This is a genomic window from Candidatus Enterococcus willemsii (assembly GCF_009933335.1).
Lineage (GTDB): Bacteria > Bacillota > Bacilli > Lactobacillales > Enterococcaceae > Enterococcus_F > Enterococcus_F willemsii.
In genome coordinates, this window is record NZ_MAEL01000062.1 from 79,910 (window position 1) to 106,819 (window position 26,910).

25 protein-coding genes and 1 other annotated feature are annotated in these 26,910 nt (G+C 37.3%); of the genes, 22 read left to right on the forward strand and 3 right to left on the reverse strand.

Translation table 11 applies throughout. The features are described from left to right. The first annotated feature begins 152 nt into the window (after positions 1-152). From BAU17_RS13930 to tsaD, 8 genes are all read left to right on the forward strand, one after another. Positions 153-1,310, forward strand: coding sequence for a galactokinase (locus tag BAU17_RS13930; protein ID WP_161903427.1), 1,158 nt, complete (start codon positions 153-155; stop codon positions 1,308-1,310). A 36-nt stretch (positions 1,311-1,346) separates the two neighbouring features. Then, a complete protein-coding gene (gene galE, locus BAU17_RS13935; RefSeq protein ID WP_161903428.1) occupies positions 1,347-2,336 on the forward strand; it encodes a UDP-glucose 4-epimerase GalE in 990 nt (329 codons plus the stop codon). A gap of 11 nt (positions 2,337-2,347) precedes the next feature. Beyond that, a complete protein-coding gene (gene galT / locus BAU17_RS13940) occupies positions 2,348-3,826 on the forward strand; it encodes a UDP-glucose--hexose-1-phosphate uridylyltransferase (protein ID WP_161903429.1) in 1,479 nt (492 codons plus the stop codon). An 18-nt stretch (positions 3,827-3,844) separates the two neighbouring features. Next, a complete protein-coding gene (locus BAU17_RS13945; protein ID WP_161903454.1) occupies positions 3,845-4,831 on the forward strand; it encodes a LacI family DNA-binding transcriptional regulator in 987 nt (328 codons plus the stop codon). A gap of 114 nt (positions 4,832-4,945) precedes the next feature. Next, positions 4,946-5,656: a tRNA (adenosine(37)-N6)-threonylcarbamoyltransferase complex dimerization subunit type 1 TsaB gene (tsaB, locus tag BAU17_RS13950; RefSeq protein ID WP_161903430.1), complete on the forward strand. Its 711-nt coding sequence runs from the start codon at positions 4,946-4,948 to the stop codon at positions 5,654-5,656. Continuing rightward, on the forward strand, positions 5,640-6,176 hold the full coding sequence (gene rimI / locus BAU17_RS13955; protein WP_161903431.1) for a ribosomal protein S18-alanine N-acetyltransferase: 537 nt from the start codon (positions 5,640-5,642) through the stop codon (positions 6,174-6,176). Before tsaB ends, rimI (BAU17_RS13955) begins: the two co-directional genes overlap by 17 nt. Beyond that, positions 6,173-6,634: a ribosomal protein S18-alanine N-acetyltransferase gene (gene rimI / locus BAU17_RS13960; protein ID WP_161903432.1), complete on the forward strand. Its 462-nt coding sequence runs from the start codon at positions 6,173-6,175 to the stop codon at positions 6,632-6,634. Before rimI (BAU17_RS13955) ends, rimI (BAU17_RS13960) begins: the two co-directional genes overlap by 4 nt. 5 nt (positions 6,635-6,639) lie before the next feature. Further along, complete coding sequence (gene tsaD / locus BAU17_RS13965) at positions 6,640-7,665, forward strand: tRNA (adenosine(37)-N6)-threonylcarbamoyltransferase complex transferase subunit TsaD (RefSeq protein WP_161903433.1); 1,026 nt, start codon at positions 6,640-6,642, stop codon at positions 7,663-7,665. Between the two features lie 54 nt (positions 7,666-7,719). On the opposite strand, the gene metF is transcribed toward tsaD, so the two are convergent. Both metF and metE read right to left on the reverse strand, forming a co-directional pair. Further along, entirely contained in the window at positions 7,720-8,595 is an 876-nt protein-coding gene (metF, locus tag BAU17_RS13970; protein ID WP_161903434.1) for a methylenetetrahydrofolate reductase [NAD(P)H], read from the reverse strand. Beyond that, on the reverse strand, positions 8,588-10,834 hold the full coding sequence (metE, locus tag BAU17_RS13975; RefSeq protein ID WP_161903435.1) for a 5-methyltetrahydropteroyltriglutamate--homocysteine S-methyltransferase: 2,247 nt from the start codon (positions 10,832-10,834) through the stop codon (positions 8,588-8,590). The genes metF and metE overlap by 8 nt, the downstream gene beginning before the upstream one ends. 132 nt (positions 10,835-10,966) lie before the next feature. Here metE and BAU17_RS13980 point away from each other — a divergent pair, with 132 nt between their 5' ends. From BAU17_RS13980 to argS, 7 genes are all read left to right on the forward strand, one after another. Beyond that, positions 10,967-11,887 carry a LysR family transcriptional regulator gene (locus BAU17_RS13980; protein WP_161903436.1) on the forward strand — a complete coding sequence of 307 codons (921 nt, stop codon included), beginning with the start codon at positions 10,967-10,969 and terminating at the stop codon, positions 11,885-11,887. Positions 11,888-11,946: 59 nt separating this feature from the next. Next, entirely contained in the window at positions 11,947-13,086 is a 1,140-nt protein-coding gene (locus BAU17_RS13985; RefSeq protein ID WP_161903437.1) for an acetylornithine transaminase, read from the forward strand. Between the two features lie 170 nt (positions 13,087-13,256). Further along, complete coding sequence (gene argC / locus BAU17_RS13990; RefSeq protein ID WP_161903438.1) at positions 13,257-14,282, forward strand: N-acetyl-gamma-glutamyl-phosphate reductase; 1,026 nt, start codon at positions 13,257-13,259, stop codon at positions 14,280-14,282. Positions 14,283-14,294: 12 nt separating this feature from the next. Further along, the gene (gene argJ / locus BAU17_RS13995) at positions 14,295-15,491 is read left to right on the forward strand and encodes a bifunctional ornithine acetyltransferase/N-acetylglutamate synthase (RefSeq protein WP_161903439.1); all 1,197 of its coding nucleotides are present in this window, start codon (positions 14,295-14,297) and stop codon (positions 15,489-15,491) included. Between the two features lie 13 nt (positions 15,492-15,504). Continuing rightward, positions 15,505-16,251 carry an acetylglutamate kinase gene (argB, locus tag BAU17_RS14000; protein WP_161903440.1) on the forward strand — a complete coding sequence of 249 codons (747 nt, stop codon included), beginning with the start codon at positions 15,505-15,507 and terminating at the stop codon, positions 16,249-16,251. Positions 16,252-16,263: 12 nt separating this feature from the next. Next, the gene (gene argF / locus BAU17_RS14005; RefSeq protein WP_161903441.1) at positions 16,264-17,271 is read left to right on the forward strand and encodes an ornithine carbamoyltransferase; all 1,008 of its coding nucleotides are present in this window, start codon (positions 16,264-16,266) and stop codon (positions 17,269-17,271) included. A gap of 60 nt (positions 17,272-17,331) precedes the next feature. Continuing rightward, positions 17,332-17,525: a binding site (T-box leader), on the forward strand. Between the two features lie 76 nt (positions 17,526-17,601). Further along, the gene (gene argS, locus BAU17_RS14010; protein WP_161903442.1) at positions 17,602-19,293 is read left to right on the forward strand and encodes an arginine--tRNA ligase; all 1,692 of its coding nucleotides are present in this window, start codon (positions 17,602-17,604) and stop codon (positions 19,291-19,293) included. A gap of 38 nt (positions 19,294-19,331) precedes the next feature. On the opposite strand, the gene BAU17_RS14015 is transcribed toward argS, so the two are convergent. Beyond that, entirely contained in the window at positions 19,332-19,793 is a 462-nt protein-coding gene (locus BAU17_RS14015) for an arginine repressor (RefSeq protein ID WP_161903443.1), read from the reverse strand. A 220-nt stretch (positions 19,794-20,013) separates the two neighbouring features. On the opposite strand from BAU17_RS14015, the gene BAU17_RS14020 reads away from it, so the two are divergent. From BAU17_RS14020 to BAU17_RS14050, 7 genes are all read left to right on the forward strand, one after another. Further along, positions 20,014-21,651: a DUF2334 domain-containing protein gene (locus BAU17_RS14020; RefSeq protein WP_161903444.1), complete on the forward strand. Its 1,638-nt coding sequence runs from the start codon at positions 20,014-20,016 to the stop codon at positions 21,649-21,651. 194 nt (positions 21,652-21,845) lie between these two features. Continuing rightward, positions 21,846-22,628: a 30S ribosomal protein S2 gene (gene rpsB / locus BAU17_RS14025; protein WP_161903445.1), complete on the forward strand. Its 783-nt coding sequence runs from the start codon at positions 21,846-21,848 to the stop codon at positions 22,626-22,628. Positions 22,629-22,733: 105 nt separating this feature from the next. Next, a complete protein-coding gene (tsf, locus tag BAU17_RS14030; protein WP_161903446.1) occupies positions 22,734-23,615 on the forward strand; it encodes a translation elongation factor Ts in 882 nt (293 codons plus the stop codon). Between the two features lie 142 nt (positions 23,616-23,757). Continuing rightward, a complete protein-coding gene (gene pyrH / locus BAU17_RS14035; protein ID WP_161903447.1) occupies positions 23,758-24,483 on the forward strand; it encodes a UMP kinase in 726 nt (241 codons plus the stop codon). 1 nt (position 24,484) lies between these two features. After that, on the forward strand, positions 24,485-25,042 hold the full coding sequence (frr, locus tag BAU17_RS14040) for a ribosome recycling factor (protein WP_161903448.1): 558 nt from the start codon (positions 24,485-24,487) through the stop codon (positions 25,040-25,042). Between the two features lie 172 nt (positions 25,043-25,214). Next, complete coding sequence (locus BAU17_RS14045) at positions 25,215-26,012, forward strand: isoprenyl transferase (RefSeq protein WP_161903449.1); 798 nt, start codon at positions 25,215-25,217, stop codon at positions 26,010-26,012. Next, a complete protein-coding gene (locus BAU17_RS14050) occupies positions 26,009-26,815 on the forward strand; it encodes a phosphatidate cytidylyltransferase (protein ID WP_161903450.1) in 807 nt (268 codons plus the stop codon). Before BAU17_RS14045 ends, BAU17_RS14050 begins: the two co-directional genes overlap by 4 nt. Positions 26,816-26,910: the final 95 nt, after the last annotated feature.

The following is a 26,910-nucleotide window of genomic DNA, read 5'->3' on the forward strand; positions in this document are numbered from 1 at the left end:
GTTCCTTCACCTCAATTCCTTCATCTTATCTCTATTATGAAGGAAAGAAGAAGTTTTGAAAAGCAAAAACTATAAAAACGCTTAATAAAACATTTGAAAAAATTTAGTAAATGTTTTATAGTTTATTTACTAAATAAAAAAGGAGAAAGTAGATGGAGAATTTAGAACAGATTTTTGAAGAACGTTTTGGAACGATGCCAACTGGTGAATACTTTGCGCCTGGACGTATTAATTTAATTGGTGAGCATACGGATTACAATGGTGGAAATGTTTTTCCAGCAGCTATTACTTTAGGAACATACGGTGTTGCAGCGAAGAGAGAAGATGATGTCGTTCAGGTATATTCTGCTAATTTTCCAGAAAAAGGCGTGATTTCTTTTTCATTAGCTGAGTTAACGTATGACAAAAAAGATGATTGGGCAAATTATCCAAAAGGCATGATATGTTATTTGATTGAAGCTGGATATGAGATTTCCACTGGTTTAAGTATTGTTTTTTATGGCAATATTCCAAATGGTGCTGGTCTATCATCCTCTGCATCGATTGAATTATTAACTGGTGTTATTTTAGAAGATTTATATAAATTAAAATTGAATCGATTAGACTTAGTGAAAATTGGCAAAAAAGTAGAAAATGAATTTATCGGGGTAAATTCAGGGATTATGGATCAATTTGCTGTTGGTATGGGAAAAAAAGATCAGGCATTACTATTGGATACAAATACGTTGTCGTATGAAGTGGTACCAGCCTCATTTGGTGAGTATGTGATTGCAATTATGAATACCAATAAACGCCGTGAACTAGCAGATTCAAAATACAATGAACGTCGAAGTGAATGTGAGGAAGCCTTGCGTCGATTACAAACAAAACTATCTATCAATACGTTAGGGGACTTAGATGAAGCGACCTTCTATGCCAATTCTTCACTAATTGATGAAGAGGTTCTAATTAAACGAGCAAAACATGCCGTAACTGAAAACCAGCGTACCTTGAAAGCCAAAGCTGCTTTAGAAGCAGGAGATTTACCCTTATTTGGTCAATTATTGAATGCTTCTCATCAATCACTGAAAGAAGATTATGAAGTAACAGGTCAAGAATTAGATACGCTAGTTACTGCAGCGCAACAACACCCGAGTACTTTAGGTGCCCGGATGACAGGTGCTGGTTTTGGGGGTTGTGCAATTGCTTTAGTTCGTAAGGAAGGCTGGGAGGACTTTGTCAAGGAAGTTTCTGCCACCTATTTAGAAAAAATAGGGTATGCCACCGATATCTATCAAGCAAGTATTGATGATGGTGCAAGAAAGCTTTAAAATAGAAAGAGAAAAAGAAAGCGAGGATATAAAGACATGTCTATTTTAGTTTTAGGAGGCGCGGGATATATTGGTTCTCACGCAGTCGATCAGTTAATTCATAAAGGATACGATGTGGTAGTCATTGACAACTTGTTAACGGGACATCGTGCAGCCGTACATCCGAATGCCCGTTTTTATGAAGGAGATGTGCGTGATAAAGCGTTTGTTTCAAGTGTTTTTGAAAAAGAGACCATTGAAGGCGTCATCCATTTTGCCGCAAGCTCATTAGTCGGTGAATCGGTCGAAAAACCTCTTGTTTACTTCAATAACAATGTATATGGAATGCAAGTATTGTTAGAAGTGATGAATGAATATGAAGTAAAACATATTGTCTTTTCTTCAACGGCCGCTACCTATGGTGAACCAGAAGTCAGTCCAATTACCGAAACAACGCCAACGAATCCAAAAAATCCTTATGGTGAAAGCAAATTAATGATGGAAAAAATGATGAAGTGGTGTGACAATGCATATGACATGAAATACGTGGCATTGCGTTACTTCAATGTTGCCGGTGCGAAATCAGATGCAAGTATTGGGGAAGACCATACGCCAGAAACACATTTAGTGCCAATTATCTTGCAAGTAGCGTTAGGCCAACGTAAAGAGCTAGCGATTTTTGGTGACGACTACAATACGCCGGATGGGACATGTATTCGAGATTATGTCCATGTGGAAGATTTAATTGCCGCTCACATCTTAGCTTTGGAATACTTGAAAGCAGGCAATGAAAGTAACGTCTTTAACTTAGGTAGTAACAACGGCTATTCTGTTAAAGAAATGTTAGAAGCTGCGCGCAAAGTGACACAAAAAGAAATTCCCGCAGCAATTGCCCCTCGACGTGCCGGTGACCCAAGTACATTGGTTGCATCCAGTGAGAAAGCCAAAACTGTATTAGGTTGGGAACCAAAATATACAGAAGTTGAAAAAATTATCGAAACAGCTTGGAATTGGCATGTGAGCCATCCAAAAGGTTATGCAGAATAGGAGCTGAAGGTATGTTAAGCCAAACGATTACTGATTTTGTAACGTTAGCGATTGCTGCTGGTGGTTGGATGGAAATGGATCGTGTGTATTTGCAAAATCGAGTATTGGGCATGATTGGTGAAGAAGAATGGAGGTCAGCAGATGTTCGTCCGGTTTCAGACCCATCAACGACAGTGCTAGATGAGCTAGTCGCATGTGCGAAAAGAAATCACGTGATTGATGACACATTAGCTGCAACAGAAATTTTAGAAGGTGAATTGATGGACTTGTTAACACCACCACCTTCAGTTGTGAATGCTTTTTTTGCACAACATTATGCAAAAAATCCTCAAGAAGCAACCAATTATTTCTTTGAATTATGCAAAAATAATGATTATATCAAAACACGTGCAATTGCCAAAAATATTTATTTTTTAGCACCAACAGAGTACGGTGATTTTGAGATTACAATTAACTTATCAAAACCAGAAAAAGATCCGAAACAAATTGCAGCAGAAAGAACAGCAGTCTCAGCAGATTATCCAAAATGTATGTTATGTATGGAAAATGAAGGTTACAAAGGCCGAGTGAATTATCCTGCCCGAACCAATCATCGGATTATTCGTATGAATTTGGATGGCGAGGCATGGGGCTTTCAATACTCGCCTTATGCTTATTACAATGAACACTGTATTGTGTTATCAGAAGAACATCGTCCTATGCAGATTGCAAAGAAAACTTTTGAACGCTTATTGCGTATCGTTGAAGTGTTGCCACATTACTTTGTAGGTTCTAATGCCGATTTACCAATTGTGGGCGGGTCGATTTTATCACATGATCATTATCAAGGTGGCAAGCATGACTTTGCGATGGCGAAAGCACCGATTGAGCGGACTTTTACGCTAGCAGATTATCCAAATGTGCACGCAGGCGTTGTGAAATGGCCGATGTCTGTGATTCGCTTGCAAGCAACGGAAAAAGAAGTGTTAGTTGAAGCAGCAGAAGCGATTCGCTTGAAGTGGCAACAATATTCTGCACCGGAATTGTCGATTCGTGCTTATTCGGAAGATGGTACACCGCATCACACAATTACACCGATTGCTCGTCAAAATGAAGGTGTTTTTGAACTTGATTTAGTACTAAGAGACAATAATGTGTCGGATGAACATCCAGATGGTATTTTCCATCCGCATCAAGATGTCCATCATATTAAGAAAGAAAATATTGGCTTGATTGAAGTGATGGGGTTAGCCGTATTGCCTCCACGTTTAGCAAAAGAATTACAAGAAGTTGAAAAATTCTTGTTAGATCAGCCGCATGAAATGGCAACTTATCATCAACCTTGGGCAGAACAAATCAAACAAAACTATACTATTTCATCAGAATCTGTGCACCAAATAATTGAACAAGAAGTCGGTCGCATTTTTGCACGCGTCTTAGAAGATGCAGGTGTCTTCAAGCGTGATGCCACAGGGCAAGCAGCATTTGCTGATTTTACAGCGACATTGTAAGACAAGGAGGGGGAAATCATCGCCACAATCAAAGACATTGCAACAAAAGCAGGTGTTTCTCCTGCAACCGTTTCGCGCGTATTAAATTATGACCCTGAGCTTTCAGTTGGAAAAGAAACCAAACAAAAAATATTCGAAGTTGCTGAAGCGTTGAACTATACGAAACACAAACAAAAAAAACGAGAGCAACGTGTGTTACGGTTTATTCAATGGTATGACACAGAAGAAGAGCTTGAGGATTTATATTATTTAGCGATTCGTTTAGGTATCGAAAAAAAAGCCGAAGAACTGCAAGTACGTCTGGTAAAAGAAACGTTGTCCGAACTAACGGATAGCGTAGCCGATGGCACCATTGCGTTAGGAAAATTTAGTCAAGAACAGATTCGCCAATTAGAACAGTTTTCAGGTCCACTGCTATTTGTCGATACACATGGTTCGATTTACGGACATGATTCCATTGTTGTTGACTTTGAGCAGGCAATAGAACTAGTCATCGACCATTTTATTAGAGAAAATCATACAAAAATTGGTATTTTATCAGGGGTTGAATACCCTAAAAATAGTCAGTACCAACTAGAAGATGCGCGTTTTCGTGCCTTTAAAATCCGAATGAATCAACTAAAATTGTACGATGAGCAATTCCATTTGCAAGGTAAATTTACCATTGATGGTGGCTATCAAGCGATGAGTGACTTTTTAGCACAAGCAAAGGAAATCCCAACTGCTTTTTTTGCTTCAAGTGATGCTTTAGCAATCGGTGCGATGCGAGCGGTTCAAAAACATGGATTGCGTGTGCCCGAAGATATTTCTATTATTGGATTTAATGACGTGAGTGTAGCGAAATATGTGAGTCCCGAGTTATCGACTATTCGTGTGTACACAGAATGGATGGGCGAGTTGGCTGTAGAGACAACGATGAATTTGATTGAAGAAGCTGCCCCTGTCTCCAAACGAACAGTTATAGCAACCGAGCTCATTCTACGACACTCAACCCAGTTATCTTAAAAGAGCCTGAAAAGGCTCTTTTTATTATGACTAAACACTGAAAGAAGAATCTTTGGAATCTATGCACTATTTTGTGGTAGAATATGAAAGAACTTGTAAAGGTAGGAGAAAGAAATGAAGATACTTGCGATGGATACATCAAATCAAACAATGGCAGTTGCTGTGATTCAAGAACAACAAATTCTAGGGCAAATTCAGACAACAGTCAATAAAAACCATAGTAAAAGCCTAATGCCAGCGATTGAAAATTTAATGGCGGCAATTGAAATGAAACCGTCTGAACTAAATCGAATTGTAGTCGCACAAGGACCAGGTTCTTATACAGGCTTACGAATCGGCGTGACAACTGCAAAAACGTTAGCAAGTACGTTAAATATTGAATTAGTTGGTATTTCTAGTTTGAAAGTATTGGCTGCTAATTGTGTCGGACAAGAAGCGTGGATTGTGCCGATTATGGATGCGCGTCGCAAAAATGTGTATGCGGGCGGTTATCAATGGCAAGATGGCGAATTGGTTAATGTATTACCAGATCAACATATCGCTATAGCAGATTTATTAGAGATAGTAGCTGACAAAAACGTTTATTTTGTAGGGGAAGATGTTCAAAAATTTCAAACAGAAATTAGCCAATTACCAGCTGCTAGTTGCAATACAGTCTTATCGTGGAACTATCCAAACGGTGTGGTGTTGGCAGAACTAGGGGCACAAGCACAACCTCAAACCATAGAAACGTTTGTACCTAATTATTTAAAACGAGTTGAAGCAGAAGAGAAATGGTTGGAAAGCCATGAAGCTGGAGACGAAAGTTATGTTGAAAAGATTTAAGACTTGGCTGCCGTTCTATAAAAATAATAAAAACAATTACACCGATCGCGTGGTGAAAGTAGCGGAATCTGTTTATTTGTTGCGACAAATGACAGTGGGGGATATTAAAGACTTGATTCAGTTAGAACGAGAAGTCTATGAAGGTGAAATTCCCTGGACTAAGAGTGCTTTTTTGTCCGAATTGTATTCAAAATACAGTCATCAGTACATTTGTCTATTAAGTGAAGGAGAGATTATTGGTTTTGTAGGGATTCGTGTCACGTTAGAAGATGGACATCTGACAAACATTGCGATTCATCCGGATTATCAAGGTCAAGGGTTAGGTACATTGTTGATTCAAGAGGTTGAAAAATTTGCTAAAAAACAAAAGTGTCAAACAATGTCCTTAGAAGTGCGTATTAGTAATCGTGATGCCCAACGTTTGTATCGGCAATTAGGTTTTGAATCGCGAAGAATCATGCCCAAATACTACAATGAAGGAAATGAAGATGCTGTGGATATGGTGAAACATTTAAAATGAGAACAATTAAAACAAAAGATTTTTTTGATCCCGCATATTTAGCAACGGAACTACATAATTTGTCAAATAGGAGTTATGAGAATGGTTCACCGTGGAATATTGATCAATTTGCGGAGGATTTGTTTAATCAGCAAAGTCAATATTTGATTTTAGAAGAGGAAGGAATTGTTGGCTTCCTAAGTTATCATCAGTTTTTAGATGAGTGCGAGATTTTTAATCTAGCAATCCATCCCAACTATCAAAAAAAAGGTTATGGGGCATTACTATTACAAAAACTTATTCAAACGGCTGTAGAAGAACAGATTGTACAAATTATGCTAGAAGTACGCGTCACTAATTTTTCTGCGCAACATTTGTATATAAATCAAGGGTTTGAAGTAATTGCTCGTCGGAAAAATTATTACCATTCACCAACAGAGGATGCATTGATTATGATGAAGAAAGTGAGGCCTGAATAGGTCAGATGAGAGAATTAATTTTAGCAATTGAAAGTAGTTGTGATGAGACAAGTGTGGCCGTCATAGAAAATGGCGCACATATTTTAAGTAATATTGTAGCTTCACAAATAAAAAGTCATCAACGATTTGGTGGTGTGGTGCCAGAAGTTGCGAGCCGCCACCATGTTGAACAAATTACGTTATGTATTGAAGAGGCATTAGCAGAAGCTGGGGTCTCCGTAGAAGAGTTAAGTGCAGTGGCAGTAACACAAGGTCCTGGTCTAGTCGGTGCGCTATTAATAGGTATTTCTGCGGCGAAAGCTTTTGCTTGGGCACACGATTTGCCATTAATTCCAGTGAATCACATGGCAGGTCATATTTATGCGGCTCGCTTTGTTAAACCTTTAGAATTTCCATTGATGGCTCTATTGGTCAGTGGTGGCCATACCGAACTTGTTTTGATGGAAGAAGATGGTTCATTTGAAATCGTCGGTGAAACGCGTGACGATGCAGCTGGCGAAGCCTATGATAAAGTAGGACGTGTCCTAGGATTGCCTTATCCAAGCGGGAAAGAAATTGATCGACTTGCTCATTTAGGTGAGGATAGTTACCATTTTCCACGAGCGATGATTCATGAAAATAATTTTGATTTTAGCTTTAGTGGTTTAAAGAGTGCGTTCATCAATCTTGTGCATAATGCAGAGCAACGAGGAGAGGTTCTATCAACAGAGGATTTGGCGACGAGTTTTCAAGCGAGTGTTATTGATGTTTTAGTGACAAAAACAATTCGTGCTTGTCAAACTTATCCAGTGAAACAATTAATCGTTGCTGGAGGCGTAGCAGCGAATCAAGGCTTACAACAAGCACTTGAAGAAGCGGTTGCCTCGCAATTAACGGATGTTGATTTACTGATACCACCATTACGTTTATGTGGGGACAATGCTGCTATGATTGGTGCAGCTGCACATGTCGCATTTGCTAAAGGTGAATTGGCGGATATGTCTTTAAATGCTATTCCAAGTTTGGCATTCCAATCGAAAACGAATGAATAAAACCAGAAGAAATGCAAACACTCTGCATTTCTTCTGGTTTTTTGCTCGTAGTATCTAAACAATGAGTGATTCTTCTTTAAATAAGGTTTTTGTTGCGCGATAAATACTTAAAGCTGTTTGCGATTGATTCATTGTGTAAAGATGAATGCCGGCACTATCTTGCGTGACTAAGTCGACAATTTGGTCAATGGCATAAGCTAAGCCGGCTGCTCGTAAGGAAGCTGGATCATGTTCATATTTTTCTAAAATCGCTACGAATTTTCGAGGGAGTGCTGTCTTCGTTGTTTGAATCAGTCGCAATGCTTGGTTGCGATTCACAATTGGCATGATACCTGGGTAAATCGGGACGTCGATACCAACCATTTCACAATTTTCTCGAAAGCGATAAAAAATATCGTTGTCAAAAAATAGTTGCGTAATTAAATCATCGCAGCCACTGTCGACTTTCTCTTTCAGATGGTGTAAATCAGCGACTCTACTAGCAGCCTCGGGATGAATTTCAGGATGGCAAGCGCCACTGATTTGGAAGGTTGGGTCTTCTTTTTTTATAAATTGAATCAACTCACTGGCGTGTTGAAAATCACCAGTGGGTTGTTTGTCTTCATAAATATCGCCTCGTAAAGCCAGAATTCGTTTTGTTTTAAAGCGATCTAAGGTTTGAAGTGCTTCTCGAATCTCTTGTTTGGAAGAATATGCTGCAGTGATATGTGCGATACTTGGCACCTTTAAATTCTTTTGAATATAACCGGCTAATTTTAATGTCGTTGTCTGTAAATTAGCTTGCTTATTGCTACAAGTGACACTAATAAAATGTGGACCTAAGTCTTGTAGCTCATCTAAGGTATCTAATAATAATTCATTTGAAGTTTTGGTGTTCGGTGGAAAAATTTCAAATGATAATGACGGTCGCTGTCTTTCTGTATCAGTCATCCGCAAGCTCCTTTCGTACTTGTTTAGCTGCTTGGACAAGATTTTCTAAGCTGGCGTAAGTTTCTTTTTCGCCACGTGTTTTTAACCCACAATCAGGATTAATCCAAACTTTTTCAGTAGGAATTTTAGCTAATACTTTGTTAATGGTGTCTTTGATTTCTTCCACCGAAGGAATACGTGGCGAATGTATATCATAGACACCTGGTCCGACTTGTGTTTTAAAATGATTGCGATTTAACGCATCAAGTAAGGACAAATTTGATCGAGAAGCTTCAAAACTAATGACATCGGCATCCATGTCGTCAATCGCTTGGATAATATCTTCAAATTCGCTATAGCACATATGGGTATGAATTTGTGTTTCAGGTTGCACTTTGCTGTGAACTAAGCGAAAAGCTGGGATTGCCCAATCTAAATACTCCGTGTGCCAGTCTGTTTGACGTAATGGTAATTTTTCCCGTAAAGCTGCTTCATCAATTTGAATAATGCGAATACCATTTGCTTCTAAATCTAGGACTTCTTCTTGTATAGCTAAAGCTAATTGGTAGGTACTTTCTTGAATGGTAATGTCTTCACGAGGAAACGACCAATTCAAAATAGTGACCGGACCTGTGAGCATTCCTTTGACAATTTTGTCAGTTTTACTTTGTGCGTAGGTTGACCATTGCACGGTGATTGGTTTTGAACGAGAAATATCCCCCCAGATAATTGGAGGTTTCACCCCACGTGTACCGTAAGATTGTACCCAAGCATTTTTAGAAAAAACATAACCATCCAATGCTTCGCCAAAAAATTCAACCATATCATTGCGTTCAAATTCTCCATGAACCAAGACATCTAAGCCAATTTCTTCTTGGAATGCCAAACAATCGTCAATTTTTTGTGCCACAAATGAATCATAAGTTTCTTTGGTAATTTCCCCTCGTTTGAATTTGCTGCGAGTCAGTTTGACTTCTTTGGTTTGCGGAAACGAGCCAATGGTTGTTGTTGGTAATGTTGGTAAGTTCAATAAAGGCGTTTGTTGGGCTTCACGTTCTGAAAAAGCGGGTAGACGAACAAAATCAGTTTCGTTTAAATGAGCGATGTTTGCTTGTAATTCTTTATTTGGTACAATGCGCTCTTGTTCAAAAATCTGTTTATTTTCTGCAAGTGCTTGTTGGTTACAAGTATCTAAGTCTACTAATTCAGTGAGTTTTTCTTTTGCAAAGGCAAAATGTTGTTTAATGGTGTCTGGGAATACTTCATTTTCAACAGAATAAGGAACATGCAATAAGGAACAAGATGTTGTTAAGGTTGTTTGTTTCGGTAATTTAGCAAGTAAATCAAGAGTGGTGATGTAGTTGTTTTTCCAAATATTTTTTCCATTAACAACTCCTGCAAACAAGCGTTTTTCTGCTGGGAATGGTGTCTTCGTTACAAGTGCAAGTGATTCTTTTCCTTCGATGAAATCTAAGCCAATACCATCAAAAGGTAAAGTGATGACCTCTCCGTAAATGTCACGAATGTCACCAAAATAGGTTTGGAGTAAGACATTTAAACCAGCTTTGTTGGCTAATAACGTTTCGTATAAGTTAATAAATAATGCTTTGTCTTCTTGGGATAAGTCAAGAACTAAGCTAGGCTCATCCAATTGGATCCATTCGGCACCTAAGGCAGCTAATTTTGTAAAGACTTCTTGATAGACAGTGAGTAATTGAGTGGCGAAATCTTGGCTACTTGTTCCATCGTGATATTGTCCAAGTTTTAGTAAAGTAAATGGACCTAAAATAACCGGTCGGGTCAAGATTCCTAGTTCTTTGGCTTCAATAAATTCATCAAAAATTTTAGTCGTATTTAGTTGAATCGTTGTTGTTTTCTCAAATTGAGGGACTAGATAATGATAATTGGTATTGAACCATTTTTTCATCGGTAACGCATGGACGTCGCCTTTTGCTCCTTGGTAACCACGTGCGAGTGCAAAATATTCCTCCAATTCGTCAAATGCCAAATCTTTAACTTTCTTAGGAATGATATTGAACAAAACGGCAGTATCTAAGGTATTGTCATAGAAAGAGAAATCATTGCTAGGGATTTCTGTAATTCCCGCTTCTTGGACTAATTGCCAATGTTTTTTACGTAAATTTTTGGCAAAAGATTGTAACTCATCTGCGGCAATTTCATTTCTAAAATATTTTTCTGTTTCAAATTTTAATTCTCTAAATTCGCCTAAGCGAGGAAAACCAATAATTGTTGTTGTCATTAAACGAACACTCCTTTTTTTGTGTTGGAGATAATGTATCATGGAAAGAAAAGCTTGGATAAGTGGTAATTTTTATGTTAGGTTATAAATATAATCTATAACCAATGGTCTTATATAAAAAGGAGTGATGTTATGAGAATTCAACAACTAGAATATTTAGAAAAAATTGTGGCTTTTGGTTCAATGAATGAAGCTGCCAAAGCGTTATATATGACACAACCTAGTTTATCAAGTGCCATCAAAGAATTGGAAAATGAAATGAGTATTCAAATTCTGACGCGTAGTAAAACGGGGGTTCGTTTGACAGAAGAAGGGCGCGAATTTATGTCTTATGCCCAACAAATAATGGATCAAGTACAGTTGTTAGAAGAAAAATACAAAGATACGCGACCTCGCAAGCAGACGTTTTCTGTTTCGGCGCAACACTATGCGTTTGTGGTTCATGCCTTTGTGGAGTTAATTAACAGCTTAGACGTAGAAGAATATCAATTTAAATTGCGTGAAACAGAAACCGAGAATATTTTAGAAGATTTGAGCCATTTTAAAAGTGAGTTAGGTATTTTGTATTTAAATTCATTTAATGAAAAAGTCATGATGAAACTTTTTAAAGAACGAGAGCTCGTTTTTCAGCCATTGTTTCAAGCCAAACCTCATGTATTTGTGAGTAATATGTCGCCTTTAGGTCAAAAGGAAGTGGTGGAATTAGAGGACTTGGAAGACTATCCTTATCTTTCTTATGAACAAGGGGAACGAAATTCATTTTATTTTGCGGAAGAAATTTTAAGTACCGTTGCTCATCGTAAAGAGATTAAAGTCAGTGACCGGGCAACGATTTTTAATTTAATGGTTGGTGTGAATGGCTACACGATTAGCTCGGGCGTATTGAGTAAAAAACTAAATGACGACAAGATTATTGCGGTTCCGTTAAATGTTCCGGATCGTATGACCATCGGTTATTTGAAACATAAACAAAAAGAACTTTCTCCAATTGCTCATCAGTATCTTGATATGTTAGAAACGCATATTCAAGGGTATGGTTTTGATATTTTATAAACAAATAGTTGCATAATCACGACTTATAATGTATTTTTATTCAAAAGGAGTGGTTGCTGATGAGTTATTTATTTTCAAATTATGCAAGAAAAGCTTTTGAAATCGTATCAGGACAAGATTGTTATGTGACGGATAACCAAGGGAAAACATACTTGGATTTTACAAGTGGGATTGGCGTAATGAACGTTGGTTACAATCAGCCGCAGTTAAACGATGCATTAATGAAACAAGCAGCTGAGATTTGGCATACACCAAATCTGTATCATAATCAGTTACAAGAAAAAGTTGCGCAACAATTAGCAAGAGATTTAGATTATCTGGCTTTTTTCTGTAATAGTGGAGCAGAAGCGAATGAAGCTGCAATTAAATTAGCCCGCAAAGCAACAGGAAAGTCAGAAATTATTACGTTTACAAACTCATTTCACGGGCGAACGTATGGTGCGATGTCAGCAACAGGTCAAGCAAGCATCCAAAAAGGCTTTGAACCGCTTGTTCCTGATTTTATTCATGTGCCATACAATGATGTAGAGGCATTAAAAGCTGTGATTACAGAGCAGACAGCTGCAGTGATGTTGGAGTTGATTCAAGGTGAAGGTGGTGTCACCGTCGCTGATGCAACTTGGATAAAAGAGGTAGTTCAATTGTGTCATGAAAACAATATGTTACTCATTGTCGATGAGGTGCAAACAGGTATCGGCCGTACCGGAAGTTTATTTGCTTTTGAACAATTTGGTTTTGAGCCAGATATTTTTACTTTAGCAAAAGGATTAGGCAATGGTTTTCCAATCGGTGCGATGTTAGGTAAAAAAGAATTAACTCATTCTTTTGGTCCGGGAAGTCACGGCTCAACATTTGGCGGTAACAAATTAGGAATGGCGGTTGCCAGTGAAGTTTTAGCGATGTTAACACCTGATTTTTTGGCGCAAGTCATGCACAAAAGTCAACAATTATTTACGGCGTTGCAAACAATTGACAGTGACTATATTTTGGACATTCGTGGTTTAGGATTTATGGTTGGTATCGAGCTACAGGCAGACATTTCAGTTGCTACCATTTTGGAGCAATTAGAAGTAGAAGGGCTATTGGCATTGCGAGCAGGAACGAATACACTACGCTTGTTGCCACCATTAATTATGACAGAAGAAGAACTTTTGGTTGGCGTAGAAAAAATAAAAAAAGTGTTAGCGAAAAATCATTAGCATAGAAAGTGTCCATTAGACAAATGGATGCTTTTTTTATAAATATACAACAATTTACAGCGACGAATACATATAATTACAAAAAAATACATTTTTTTTTATAAAAAACCATTGACGGATGTTGAATTAATCTCTATAATTTGAGTTAATTTAACAAAGGAGTGAAGTGGATGAAAGCAGCAATTGTTGGTGTTACTGGGTATACAGGAATAGAATTGGTGCGTTTAATCCATCAACATCCAGTATTAACACTTGGAACACTTCATAGTCATTCATTGCATAAAAACTCAATTTCAGAAATTTATCCGCATCTGCAGCAACTATACAAACAGGAAGTAGAAGCGTATGATGCCGAAAAAATTATGGCATGCAATGATCTCGTCTTTTTTGCGACACCATCTGGTATTAGCAAAGATCTCGTAGCAGATTTTGTACAGAAGGACTTTCCAGTCATTGATTTATCTGGTGATTTACGTCTGAAAAATTTAGAAAGCTATCGCAAATGGTATCAAAAAGAACCGACGACACAAGAAATGATTGATCAAGCCGTCTACGCTTTTCCAGAATTTACAATCGAAAAGAGCAACCTCTTAGCTAATCCAGGTTGTTATGCAACGGCTGCAATTTTAGCGTTGGTTCCGTTAGTCCAAGCAGAATTGATTGAATTAGATACAATCATTTTAGATGGAAAATCTGGTTTGTCTGGTGCCGGGAAACAGCTGAGCGATGCGAGTCATTACGTGACAGTCGATGAGAATATGTCAATGTATAAATTAAATCAACACCAACATATTCCAGAAATAATTCAGTTTTTGCAACAATTTGACCAGACACTGACGACCTTACAATTTACAACTAGTTTAATTCCAGTAAAACGAGGAATTTTTATGACACTATATGCAAAAGTGAAATTAGGCATTACGCTTGATCAGATTCAACAGACTTATCAACAAGCTTATGAGAACAAACCTTTTGTTCGTTTACAAGATGGTTCATTGCCAGAGTTACGCCAAGTGATTGGCACTAATTTTTGTGACATTGGTTTTGGTTTCAATGAAGATAATCGTGTGCTGACAGTTGTTTCAGTGATTGATAATTTAGTCAAAGGAGCAGCTGGACAAGCCATTCAAAACTTTAATAAATGGGCGGAACTAGATGAGACCAGTGGGTTAATGCACGTTCCTTTATTTCCATAAGGAGAGAGATAGATGAAAAAAATTGAAGGTACGATTGCCAGTCCAACAGGCTTTTCTGCAGATGGCATTCATTGTGGGTTAAAAAAATATAAATTAGATCTTGGTTGGATCTATTCAGAAGTACCAGCAAGTGTCGCTGGCGTTTTTACAACAAATCAAGTCCAAGCTGCCCCGTTATTGTGTAGTAAAGCAGTTGTTCAAAGTGGAAAAATCCAAGGAATTATTGTCAACTCTGGAAATGCCAATGCTTGTACTGGTGAACAGGGACTAATGAACGCGAAAAAAATGCAACAACTAACAAGTAAAAAATGGTCAATTGATGAAACGTTGGTTGCGGTAGCCTCTACAGGAGTGATTGGGCATCAATTACCAATGGAAAAAATCGAAGTGGGAATTGAAACACTGGCACAATCAACGAATAGACAAGGGACGGCTTTTCAACAAGCTATTTTAACCACGGATACTTCTGAAAAAAGTGTTGTAGTTCAAACAACGATTGCTGGTAAAGAAGTAACACTAGCAGGTTGTGCCAAAGGTTCTGGGATGATTCATCCAAATATGGCTACAATGCTTGGGTTTGTCACAACGGATGCTGATATTTCTTCTAAATTATTGCAACAATTATTGTCAGAATTAACAGAAGTTACCTTCAACCAAATTACGGTGGATGGTGATACTTCAACCAATGATATGGTGTTAGTTATGGCAAATGGTTTAGCAAAAAATCAACCAATACAAGCAGATACGCCAGATTATGTGGCTTTCAAAGATGCATTGGCTTTTGTCTTAACCGAATTAGCCAAATTGATTGCTAAAGATGGTGAAGGCGCAACGAAATTAATTGAAGTCGATGTAACCGGTGCGAAAACTGCCAGTGAGGCTCGAATGTTAGCGAAGTCGGTTGTTGGCTCGATGCTTGTTAAATCAGCTATTTTCGGTAAAGATCCCAACTGGGGCCGGATTTTATGCGCACTTGGGTACAGTGGTGTGACTTTTGAACCTGAACAAGTGTCCATCCACTTAGCAAGTCTACCCGTCTTTCAAAATGGAGAACCTGTTTCTTTTGACCAAGTGGATATGGCAGAGTGGTTGGAGAAAGAAGAAGTAAAAATTGATGTATGTTTGCAAGATGGCGTTGCTTTTGGTCAGGCATGGGGTTGTGATTTAACTTACGATTATGTCAAAATCAATGCACTATATCACACATAGGAGGCGAAGGAAGATGAAAACAGTAGTTGTGAAAATGGGCGGTGTGGCTTCAGATAATTTGAATGATGCCTTTTTTGAGAAAATTTCTTCGTGGCAAGAGCAGGGGTATCAGGTAATTATTGTGCATGGCGGTGGCCATTATATTTCAACGATGATGAAGACACTAGGACTGGAAGTTGAAGTGAAAGAAGGATTACGAGTGACTTCAGATGAAACATTAGAAATTACACGTATGGTTCTACTCGGTCAAGTACAACCGATGATTACGACTTATTTTCAACAAGCAGGATTCCATGCATTAGGTTTAAATGCTGGCTGTGATCAATTGATTCAAGGAGAAGTCATTAATGAAGAGCAACTGGGCTTTGTTGGTCAAGTGACGGAAGTGAACCATCAACTATTACAAACGCTACTTACTAAAAAACATATTCCAGTGATCGCTCCTTTAGGGATTACAGCTGCTGGCCAATGGTTAAATATTAATGCTGATGAAGTGGCGTGGAAAATCGCTGCCAGTCTACAAGCAGAGAAATTATACTTGTTGACGGATGTCCCAGGAATTAAAAAGGAATCCGAATGGCTCAAAGAAATTTCAGTAACCGATATTCAACAATTAAAAACTGAAAAAGTAGTGACCGGAGGGATGCTACCTAAGTTAGACAGTGCCCAAAAAGCATTAATGGCAGGGGTAAAATCCGTGTTTATTAGTAATACAATTGATTCGTTTGGCACAGAGATAAAATTTGCTACAGCTGGATAATGGAGGGGACTTATGGAATTTCAAGGAAAAAGTTTTTTAGCCGAAAAAGATTTTAATCAGCAAGAATTGCATTATTTAATTGACCTTTCACAACATTTAAAAGCACTCAAAAAACAAAACATTCCACATCGGTATTTAGAGGGGAAAAATATTGCCTTACTATTTGAAAAAACATCGACACGTACAAGAGCCGCTTTTACTGTCGCTACGGTTGATTTAGGAGCTCACCCTGAATTTTTAGGAGCCAATGATATTCAATTGGGTAAGAAAGAATCAGTAGAAGATACAGCGAAAGTGTTAGGAAGCATGTTTGATGGTATTGAATTTCGCGGGTCTAGCCAACAAGTCGTTGAATTATTAGCAGAACATTCGGGTGTCCCTGTCTGGAATGGCTTGACCGATGAATGGCATCCGACACAAATGATTGCTGACTTCTTAACTATTCAAGAAAATTTTGGCAAAGTCGAAGGAATTAACCTTGTGTATGTCGGTGATGGACGAAACAATGTGGCTCGTTCGTTGTTAATAACAGGGGCAATTTTGGGGACGAATGTGCGGATTGTCGCACCGAAAGAACTCTATCCAGAGCAAGAGCTAATTCAATTGGCAAACGACTATGCAAACAAATCAGGTGCCGAAATTATCGTAACCGATGACGTTGTACAAGGCGTACGACATGCCGACGTACTGTATACTGACGTTTGGGTCTCAATGGGGGAAGAAGCAAAGTTTGCAGAACGGATTGAGCAATTATTGCCTTATCAAGTCAACCAACAAATGCTTGATTTAACTGACAATGAACAAGTAATCTTCCTTCATTGTCTGCCAGCTTTTCATGATCAAGAAACCGACTATGGTAAGGAGATTGCCGAAACATTTGGTTTAAGTGAAATGGAAGTGACCGATGACGTCTTTCGCAGTAAACATGCCAAACAATTTGAACAAGCAGAAAATCGCATGCATTCAATTAAAGCTGTGATGGCAGCGACTCTGGGCAACTTATTTATTCCGAAGTATTAAAATTAAACACAAGACTAGCGCAATAAAAAAAGTTTTGCTATAATCAGTGTATCTTTCATACATGATTTAGTGATCAAGAGAGTAACTTTTTATTTTTAGTTAGCGAATTCGGGAATGGTGGGAGCCGATATAAAGAAAAAAGTGAAGCGCACTTGTGAAAATTTGCTAAGCAAACGGCATCTACCGTTATCAGATAAAGTCGGTTCGAAATTTCGAACAATCAGAGTGGTACCGCGGGAATTCTCGTCTCTAGTGTTTTTTTAACGCTAGGGGCTTTTTTTATTGCCATGCAAGAAATCAATGAAAACTATATAATTAGGAGGCACTAACATGAATAACAAAGACATCGTATCAAAAGCTATTTTTGATGTAGTCAAAGAAGATTTATCTCTCGAACAAGTACAAAATTTATTAGAAAATCCCAAATCAGCAGATCATGGGGACGTCGCTTTTCCGGCATTCTCACTTGCAAAAGTGTATCGTAAAGCACCACAACAAATTGCAGCCGATTTAGCCGAAAAAATTGATGGCTCATCTTTTGAAAAAATTGAAGTGGTGGGACCATATTTAAATTTCTTCATGGATAAATCAGTAATTAGTCAAAACGTATTATCAGCTGTTATCAAAGAAAAAAATCATTTTGGTGATAGTTCAGAAGGCAATTATGCTGCAGTACCAATTGATATGTCTTCACCAAATATTGCCAAACCAATCTCAATGGGACATCTACGTTCAACAGTAATTGGTAACTCAATTGGTTTTATTTTAGAAAAAGTTGGGTACAAGCCAATTCGTATTAACCATTTAGGTGACTGGGGGACACAATTTGGTAAATTAATTGTGGCTTATAAAAAATGGGGTTCAGAAGAAGCTGTTCGTAACGAACCAATCAATGAATTGTTACGTTTATATGTTGATTTCCATGAAAAAGCAGAAGAAGATAAAGCTCTTGAAGATGAGGCCCGCTCTTGGTTCAAAAAATTGGAGGACGGCGATGAAGAAGCATGGTCATTATGGCAATGGTTCCGTGATGAGTCGATGAAAGAATTCAATAAAATTTATGACATGTTAGAAGTGTCTTTCGATTCATTAAACGGTGAAGCTTTCTACAATGACAAGATGGACGAAGTGGTTGAGTTATTAGAAGAAAAACATTTATTAAAAGAAGACCAAGGTGCAGAAATTGTTGATTTATCAGCCTATGACTTGAACCCTGCCTTAATTCGTAAATCAGATGGCGCGACTCTTTATATCACGCGTGATATGGCAGCAGCACTTTACCGCAAACGTACGTATAACTTTGGTAAATCATTGTATGTTGTAGGGAATGAGCAAAGCTATCACTTCAAACAATTAAAAGCTGTACTAAAAGAAATGGGCTTTGATTGGGCCGACGATATGTACCACATTCCATTTGGTTTAATTACTAAAGATGGTAAAAAATTATCTACTCGTAAAGGGAAAATTGTCTTACTTGAAGAAGTTTTAAATGAAGCGATTGATTCTGCAAAAGAACAAATCAGTGAGAAAAATCCGACATTAGAGAACAAAGATGAAGTAGCGAAACAAGTGGGTGTTGGTGCTGTTATTTTCCACGATTTGAAAAATGATCGTCTAAATAACTTTGACTTTACGTTAGAAGAAGTGGTACGTTTTGAAGGAGAAACAGGACCATATGTTCAATATGCGCATGCTCGTGCGATGAGTTTATTAGCAAAAGCTGGTTTTACACCAGACGAATCCGCATCTTATGCTTTAGGTGATGAAGCAAGTTGGGAAGTTATTAAATTAATCCAACGTTACCCAGAAACGATTCAACAAGCTGCGGATAAATATGAACCATCTGTTATTGCTAAACATTCAATCAAATTAGCACAAGCTTTTAATAAGTACTATGCAAACACAAAAGTTTTAGCAGATGATGAACAAAAAGATGCACGACTAGCATTAGTTTATGCAGTTACCGTCTTATTAAAAGAAGATTTACGCTTACTAGGATTACATGCTCCGAATAAAATGTAAGAAAAAAACAACTTGTCAAATTTTGACAAGTTGTTTTTTTAGACATTTGTACGAAAGAAATTTTCGATGACTTTTGCATCATCTTCTGTACGGGAAATAATGACCACGATATCAAAACCTGCTATCGAGCATACTTTTTCTTCCATTGCGACTTCATCAATTGCTGCAGCTAAGATAGGGGCATTGTCAGGGATTGTATTAATAATGGTCATGAATTGGACGCGATCGATTTTAGTCACGACGTCTTGCATCACATGAATTAAACGTTGTTTTTCTGTTTCATCATGTTGTGAATGATTTTCTTGGAATAATTCGAATTTGGTATGACCATGCCCATCAGAAGTTTTCACAATTTGTAAATCACGGATATCTCTCGAGATGGTTGCTTGTGTAGCAGTGACCCCTTGTTCTTCTAATAAATGTAGTAATTCTTCTTGGGTTTGAATTGTATGATTATTGATAAGTTGTTTAATTAATACATGACGATCGGCTTTACGCACGTCTTTTCAGCTCCTTGTGTATAGATATTCATTTCTATAATAGCAAAAGCTTATTGAAATAGATAGGTTTATATGAATGAAAAAGAACAAATTCAAAAAAATCTACTAATAGAGAACAAGACAACTAGTAAGAATCTTTTCAAAAGAACTTAAAAATGGTCGGAAAGAAGAGTTTACATTATACTTTGGGATGGAAAATTTTTATAGAAGGAGTTATGTGATGCGCAAATTATGGGCAATTTTGGCTATGATGTTTGGATTATTGATTAGCCCGACGATTACTCAGGCACAAGAGATTTCTTCAGAAAAGGTATTAATTATCCAATCTGGAGAAGAACAACAATCAATGAAAGAACAAAAAATTTTGGAAATTATTCTTGGGCAATATGATGTAACCAGTGAAACGATATTAGATACAATGATGACAAAAGAAAAAATAAAGAGTGCTTCTGCTATTATTTACTTAGGGATTGAAAAGAAGCAACTATCTAAGGAATTAATTGAAGAGTTAAACACGTTTTCTGGAAAATTTTATGCTATTGGACATAATATGGAGCAAATCCCACGAATGTCTTGGTTGAATTTAGAAGGAGAAGTATTAATTCAACATCTTGTCTTTTCTGAAAAAGAGCAAGCATTACCAGAAGAACGTATTATCTATAAGATAAATGTTCAACTTGATGAAATACAACAAGTAGCAATGACAACCGACGGTACTCGTATTCCTTTAATCGCTAAGCAAGCAAACAACTATTATTTTGCGGCTGAAACATTATCTAATCCTTTTGGAACTATTTTGGCTGAATCATTTCAAAGCTTTTTTAATAAACAACCAACAGGATTTGTTCGCTATCTTCGTCTGGAAGACATCCATCCCAAAGTAGATGCCAAACAGCTTCGTGAACAGGCTAAGTTTTTAAAAGAAAAAGAAATCCCTTATATGGTTGCAGTTATTCCAGTTTATACGAATGAAAATGGTGAAACGATCCATTTTTCAGATGTTCCTGAATTAGTAGAAACACTAAAGTATATGCAAAAAAATGGAGCGAGTATTGTTTTACATGGTTATCGACATCAATACCGAGAGTCAGAAACAGGCGAAGGTTTTGAGTTTTGGGATGTTGAAAACGATCGACCAATTTATCAAAAAGGCTCAGAGAAAGCAAAACAGCGAACGGATTTTGCAACAGAGAAAGACTACCAACAATTTATCAATGAAGGAGAAGCTTTTGAACGAAAGTATATCACAGCGGCTATCGAAAATGGTGTAGCGGAATTAGTGACTCAAGGCATCTATCCACTGGCCTTTGAAGCACCACACTATGCGATGTCTCAACAAGGATATGAAGTAGTTTCACGACATTTTTCTACTTATATTGGACGAATACAAATAAGTGATGAAACTTATAAAAGTGAATATCAGCCAAGCAACGCTTCTAGGCCAGCATTTTTACATGGTATGACTGTTTATCCAGAAACAATTGGCTTTGTCGAGCAAAATAATGAGCAGTCTTTACAATTGATGAAAAATCAAGTGACGAACTTAATGAACTATCAGGAAGCATATATTTCCGCCTTTTATCATCCATATCTCGGGATAGATGGCTTAAAAGATGTTGTAGATATTTTAGGAGAAGTCGATGCCCCATGGTTAGATTTAAAGGCAGCAAACAATCAAGTAACTACTTCGACAATCAAGTTATCCTCTGAAAAAGGACAAATTCAAGTGGAAAAACTCCTTTTTGAAAGGAAACATGAAAAAAAGGAAAAAATGAAGAGAATCGTTATCTATGGCATAATTTTAGTTGGGATAGTTGGAAGTGTATTAGTATTTATCATAAGGAGAAAAACTTCATAAAAAGAAAGAAGAAATTATAGTTGCATAATTTCCTATGCTGTTATATACTATCAAAGGTTGCTGAGAAATCTCAGATAAACCAATAATCCACATTCTAAGAATATTTTTTATAGGGTGCTTAGAAATTCTAAGTCTATAAAGGAGTTTTAAAACTTAGGAGAGGGAAAAATAAAAACCAACTGGAGGAAACAAAAATGGCAGTAATTTCAATGAAACAATTACTAGAAGCCGGCGTACACTTTGGTCACCAAACACGTCGCTGGAACCCAAAAATGAAGAAATATATCTTCACAGAAAGAAACGGAATCTACATTATTGACTTACAAAAAACAGTTAAATTAGTAGATGCAGCTTACGATTACATGAAATCAGTCGCTGAAGATGGCGGAATTGCATTATTCGTAGGAACTAAAAAACAAGCTCAAGAAGCAATTAAAGAAGAAGCTATCCGCTCTGGTCAATACTATGTAAACCACCGTTGGTTAGGTGGAACTTTAACTAACTGGGAAACAATCCAAAAACGTGTGGCACGCTTGAAACAAATCAATGCAATGGAAGCAGATGGAACTTTTGATGTTCTACCTAAAAAAGAAGTTGTTGGTTTGAACAAACAACGTGAACGTTTAGAAAAATTCTTAGGCGGTATCGCTGATATGCCAAGAATTCCAGACGTAATGTACGTAGTTGACCCTCGTAAAGAACGTATTGCGATTCAAGAAGCGCACAAATTAAATATCCCAATCGTTGCTATGGTTGATACAAACTGTGATCCAGATGAAATCGACGTAGTAATCCCTTCAAACGACGACGCAATCCGTGCCGTTAAATTGATTACTGCTAAAATGGCAGATGCATTCATCGAAGGAAACCAAGGTGAAGATCAAGTAGTTGAAGAAGATTTCGTAGCTGAAGAAGCTGCAACTTCAATCGAAGAAATCGTTGATGTTGTAGAAGGCGACAATTCATCAGCTGAATAATCATTAAATGACGGAGCTGTTTCAAAGGCTAGGCGAAAAGCCGCACTCTCCTTTGAAGCAGCTTTTTTTAAAAAACAAAACACATATTTCAGGAGGAATTTCAAAATGGCTCAAATTTCAGCTAAATTAGTAAAAGAATTACGCGATATGACTGGCGTAGGTATGATGGATGCTAAAAAAGCATTAGTAGAAGTAGAAGGCGACATCGAAAAAGCTGTTGATTTTTTACGTGAAAAAGGTATGGCTAAAGCTGCTAAGAAAAATGATCGTATTGCTGCTGAAGGTTTAGCTTCAGTTGCAATTAATGGCAACACTGCTGCAATCATCGAAGTAAACTCAGAAACAGATTTCGTTTCTAAAAACGAAAGATTCCAAACATTAGTAAAAGATATCGCTGAAGCAGTTGCTGCGAACAAACCAGCTGATATGGATGCTGCAATGGCATTGGAAATTTCTACAGGTACAATTGAAAACTCATTAATCGAAGCAACTCAAGTAATCGGTGAAAAAATCAGCTTCCGTCGTTTTGACGTTGTTGAAAAAGACGATAACGCTGCATTCGGTGGCTACTTACACATGGGTGGACGTATCGCTGTATTAACTGTATTAGAAGGTACAACTGACGAAGAAGTTGCAAAAGACGTTGCAATGCACGTAGCTGCAATCAACCCTCGTTACGTTGATGAAACTCAAATTCCTCAAGAAGAATTAGATCATGAAAAAACTGTTTTAACAGAACAAGCATTAAACGAAGGCAAACCTGCTAACATCGTTGAAAAAATGGTTGTTGGTCGCTTGAACAAATTTAAAGCTGAAATTTCATTGGTTGACCAACCATTCGTTAAAGATCCTGATATGACTGTTGCTAAATATGTTGCTTCAAAAGGCGCAACTGTTAAATCATTCACTCGCTTTGAAGTGGGCGAAGGTATCGAAAAACGTGAAGATAACTTTGTAGAAGAAGTAATGAGTCAAGTGAAAAAATAATCTGTTCCTTGAACAGGTGGGAACGCATGAAAGTGCGCTCCCTTTTTTTAAGTAAATATTGTTCTCGAAAGTTAAGGTTAACACTGCTATAACGAAAGGGAATATGCTACAATAGGAATAGAGAATTTACGGAGGAATCGGCATGGAGAAACCAAAATATCAACGAGTTGTTTTGAAATTAAGTGGAGAAGCTTTAGCAGGAAATGAAGGCTTTGGAATTAAACCACCAACAATTCAAGAGATTGTTAAAGAATTAAAACAAGTACACGATTTAGGTGTAGAGTTAGCGATTGTAGTAGGCGGAGGAAACATCTGGCGTGGACAAATCGGTGCTCAAATGGGTATGGAACGTGCACAAGCAGATTATATGGGCATGCTTGCAACGGTGATGAATGCTTTGGCATTGCAAGATACATTAGAAAATGCTGGCGTACCAACGCGTGTTCAAACATCAATTGAAATGCGACAAATTGCAGAACCATATATTCGCCGTCGTGCAGAACGCCATTTAGAAAAAGGTCGTGTCGTTATTTTTGCTGGTGGTACCGGAAATCCTTACTTCTCAACAGATACAACAGCAGCATTAAGAGCAGCTGAAGTGAATGCAGATGTCATCTTAATGGCTAAAAATAATGTTGATGGTGTTTATTCAGCGGATCCAAAAGTTGACCAATCAGCAATTAAATTTGAAGAACTAACTCATTTAGAAGTCATTTCAAAAGGATTGCAAGTAATGGATTCTACCGCAAGTTCTTTAAGCATGGATAATGATATTCCATTGGTCGTGTTCAATTTGAACGAACCAGGAAATATTCAACGTGCAATTTTAGGAGAAAATATTGGGACAACTGTAAAAGGAGGGAAATAATATGGCAGATCAAATTATGACAGAAGCAAAAGCAAAAATGCAGAAAGCTGCAGATAGTTTACAACGTGAATTAGGACAAATTCGTGCAGGTCGCGCGAATGCTAGTCTTTTAGATCGCATTTCAGTGGTTTATTATGGTGTACCGACACCATTAAATCAAATGGCATCTATTACGATTCCAGAAGCTCGTGTTTTAATGATTACACCATTTGATAAATCAATCTTACCAGAGGTAGAAAAAGCAATTATGGCATCCGATTTAGGAATTACACCAACCAATGATGGGTCAGTAATTCGTTTAGTAATGCCACAATTGACTGAAGAACGTCGTAAAGAATTAGCAAAAGATGTGAAAAAAACAGCGGAAAATGCAAAAATTGCTGTCCGTAACGCACGTCGTGATGCTATCGATGCTTATAAAAAACAACAAAAAGCAAGTGAAATCACAGAAGATGATTTAAAAGTTGCTGAAAAAGATATTCAAGCAGCAACTGATGCAAGTATCAAACAATTGGATGATATTGCAGCAGAGAAAGAAAAAGAATTATTAGAGGTTTAATTTTAGACTGAAAAAAATGAGATAGTCGTTAGCTGGCTATCTCATTTTTTTATTTGGTATGGAAAACATTAATATATTCATACATTCTTACTTTTTTGATAGGCAAGAATTGCGATTATTGTTATAATAAATAGGATAAATTTTTAAATTTGGGATGATAGGAGAGAACAAGATGCTACGTTTTTTTCCACAAAAGAACAAATACATCCAAGAAAAAGGGAAATTTGAATTTCAAAGTGATCAAATGATTCCTAAACATATTGCAATTATTATGGATGGAAATGGTCGATGGGCACAGAATCGTCGTTTGCCTCGAGTTGCTGGACATAAAGAAGGGATGGAAACTGTAAAAAAAATCACGAAACATGCCTCTCAACTAGGTGTAGAAGTGTTGACTTTATATGCTTTTTCTACAGAAAATTGGAAGCGACCAACGGATGAAGTCGATTTTTTGATGCAGTTACCGGTTGATTTTTTTGATACGTTTGTACCAGAATTAATCAAAGAAAACGTTCAGGTACATGTGATGGGTTACAAAGAATTACTACCTAAGCATACACAAGATGCGGTTGAACGAGCGATGGAACAAACCAAAGACAACGATGGTATGATTTTGAACTTTGCTTTAAATTATGGTAGTCGAGCAGAAATCGTATCAGCTATGAAGGAAGTCTACCAAGAGGTAGCTACACACGGTGGCGATGTGGAAACGATTGATGAAGAGCTGATTGCTGACCATTTAATGACTGGTTTTTTACCATCTGAATTACGTGACCCGGAATTACTGATTCGTACAAGTGGTGAGGAACGTATTAGTAATTTCTTATTATGGCAAATTGCATATAGTGAATTTTTCTTTACTGATGCATTGTGGCCAGATTTTAATGAATCATTATTAGAAACAGCTATTGCAAGTTTCCAAAATCGCAATCGTCGATTTGGTGGCTTGGAAAAGGAGGAAACAAAATGAGACAACGAGTCATCACAGCAGTTGTGGCCTTAGCACTGTTTCTGCCAATTATTTATTTTGATTTTGGTGGGGTTTCAGTTGCTTTACTAGGTGCATTATTAGCTGTAGTAGGAGTATATGAACTATTTCGTATGAAAAATTTAGCTATGCTAAGTTTTGAAGGAATTCTTTCAGCTATTGGAGCAGTTATTTTAGTTTTACCTCAAGATCCATGGTTTAGTTTTTTGCCTGAGAAAACAGATAAGTTTATGCTTTTTTATTTTATCGTGATGTTATTATTAGGTGTATCGGTGATTTCTAAAAATACGTATACGATTGATGAAGCAGGTTTTCCAGTCTTAGCAAGTCTGTATGTTGGTGTAGGATTTCAAAATTTTGTTAATGCACGAACAGAGAGTTTAGTTGTCTTATGCTTTGGACTATTTGTTGTTTGGGCAACTGATATTGGTGCATATATGGTTGGAAGACAATATGGTAGCCGTAAACTATGGCCAGAGATTTCACCGAACAAAACGATTGAAGGTGCACTTGGAGGAATTGCAAGTGCAGTTGTGGTTGCGCTATTATATTTATTAGCCTTTCCAGGTGAAACATACTTTGGTTATAACTTTTTTGTTATGATTGTATTAACAATTATTTTCTCAATCGTTGGTCAATTTGGTGATTTAGTGGAATCATCAATTAAACGTCATTATGATGTCAAAGATTCAGGAAATATTTTACCAGGGCACGGCGGAATTTTAGATCGATTCGACAGTTTATTATTTGTCTTTCCGATGATGCATTTATTAGGTATCTTTTAATCAAAAAAAGCTGTTTTAGTTTACTACTAAGACAGCTTTTTTGATGTATCCGTACCTATTTATAAAATTATTTAAATATTTTCAGTATCCTATAT

Excerpts from the sequence above, each read along its gene's own strand:
- galE (WP_161903428.1), top strand. The coding sequence starts at position 1,347 with ATGTCTATTTTAGTTTTAGGAGGCGCGGGATATATTGGTTCTCACGCA.
- galT (WP_161903429.1), top strand. The coding sequence starts at position 2,348 with ATGTTAAGCCAAACGATTACTGATTTTGTAACGTTAGCGATTGCTGCT.
- argS (WP_161903442.1), top strand. The coding sequence starts at position 17,602 with ATGAATAACAAAGACATCGTATCAAAAGCTATTTTTGATGTAGTCAAA.
- tsaD (WP_161903433.1), top strand. The coding sequence starts at position 6,640 with ATGAGAGAATTAATTTTAGCAATTGAAAGTAGTTGTGATGAGACAAGT.
- argF (WP_161903441.1), top strand. The coding sequence starts at position 16,264 with ATGGAATTTCAAGGAAAAAGTTTTTTAGCCGAAAAAGATTTTAATCAG.
- tsf (WP_161903446.1), top strand. The coding sequence starts at position 22,734 with ATGGCTCAAATTTCAGCTAAATTAGTAAAAGAATTACGCGATATGACT.
- tsaB (WP_161903430.1), top strand. The coding sequence starts at position 4,946 with ATGAAGATACTTGCGATGGATACATCAAATCAAACAATGGCAGTTGCT.
- argC (WP_161903438.1), top strand. The coding sequence starts at position 13,257 with ATGAAAGCAGCAATTGTTGGTGTTACTGGGTATACAGGAATAGAATTG.
- BAU17_RS13985 (WP_161903437.1), top strand. The coding sequence starts at position 11,947 with ATGAGTTATTTATTTTCAAATTATGCAAGAAAAGCTTTTGAAATCGTA.
- pyrH (WP_161903447.1), top strand. The coding sequence starts at position 23,758 with ATGGAGAAACCAAAATATCAACGAGTTGTTTTGAAATTAAGTGGAGAA.
- BAU17_RS13980 (WP_161903436.1), top strand. The coding sequence starts at position 10,967 with ATGAGAATTCAACAACTAGAATATTTAGAAAAAATTGTGGCTTTTGGT.
- argJ (WP_161903439.1), top strand. The coding sequence starts at position 14,295 with ATGAAAAAAATTGAAGGTACGATTGCCAGTCCAACAGGCTTTTCTGCA.
- frr (WP_161903448.1), top strand. The coding sequence starts at position 24,485 with ATGGCAGATCAAATTATGACAGAAGCAAAAGCAAAAATGCAGAAAGCT.
- BAU17_RS13930 (WP_161903427.1), top strand. The coding sequence starts at position 153 with ATGGAGAATTTAGAACAGATTTTTGAAGAACGTTTTGGAACGATGCCA.
- rpsB (WP_161903445.1), top strand. The coding sequence starts at position 21,846 with ATGGCAGTAATTTCAATGAAACAATTACTAGAAGCCGGCGTACACTTT.
- metF (WP_161903434.1), bottom strand. The coding sequence starts at position 8,595 with ATGACTGATACAGAAAGACAGCGACCGTCATTATCATTTGAAATTTTT.
- BAU17_RS14045 (WP_161903449.1), top strand. The coding sequence starts at position 25,215 with ATGCTACGTTTTTTTCCACAAAAGAACAAATACATCCAAGAAAAAGGG.
- rimI (WP_161903431.1), top strand. The coding sequence starts at position 5,640 with ATGTTGAAAAGATTTAAGACTTGGCTGCCGTTCTATAAAAATAATAAA.
- rimI (WP_161903432.1), top strand. The coding sequence starts at position 6,173 with ATGAGAACAATTAAAACAAAAGATTTTTTTGATCCCGCATATTTAGCA.
- BAU17_RS14050 (WP_161903450.1), top strand. The coding sequence starts at position 26,009 with ATGAGACAACGAGTCATCACAGCAGTTGTGGCCTTAGCACTGTTTCTG.
- argB (WP_161903440.1), top strand. The coding sequence starts at position 15,505 with ATGAAAACAGTAGTTGTGAAAATGGGCGGTGTGGCTTCAGATAATTTG.
- metE (WP_161903435.1), bottom strand. The coding sequence starts at position 10,834 with ATGACAACAACAATTATTGGTTTTCCTCGCTTAGGCGAATTTAGAGAA.
- BAU17_RS14020 (WP_161903444.1), top strand. The coding sequence starts at position 20,014 with ATGCGCAAATTATGGGCAATTTTGGCTATGATGTTTGGATTATTGATT.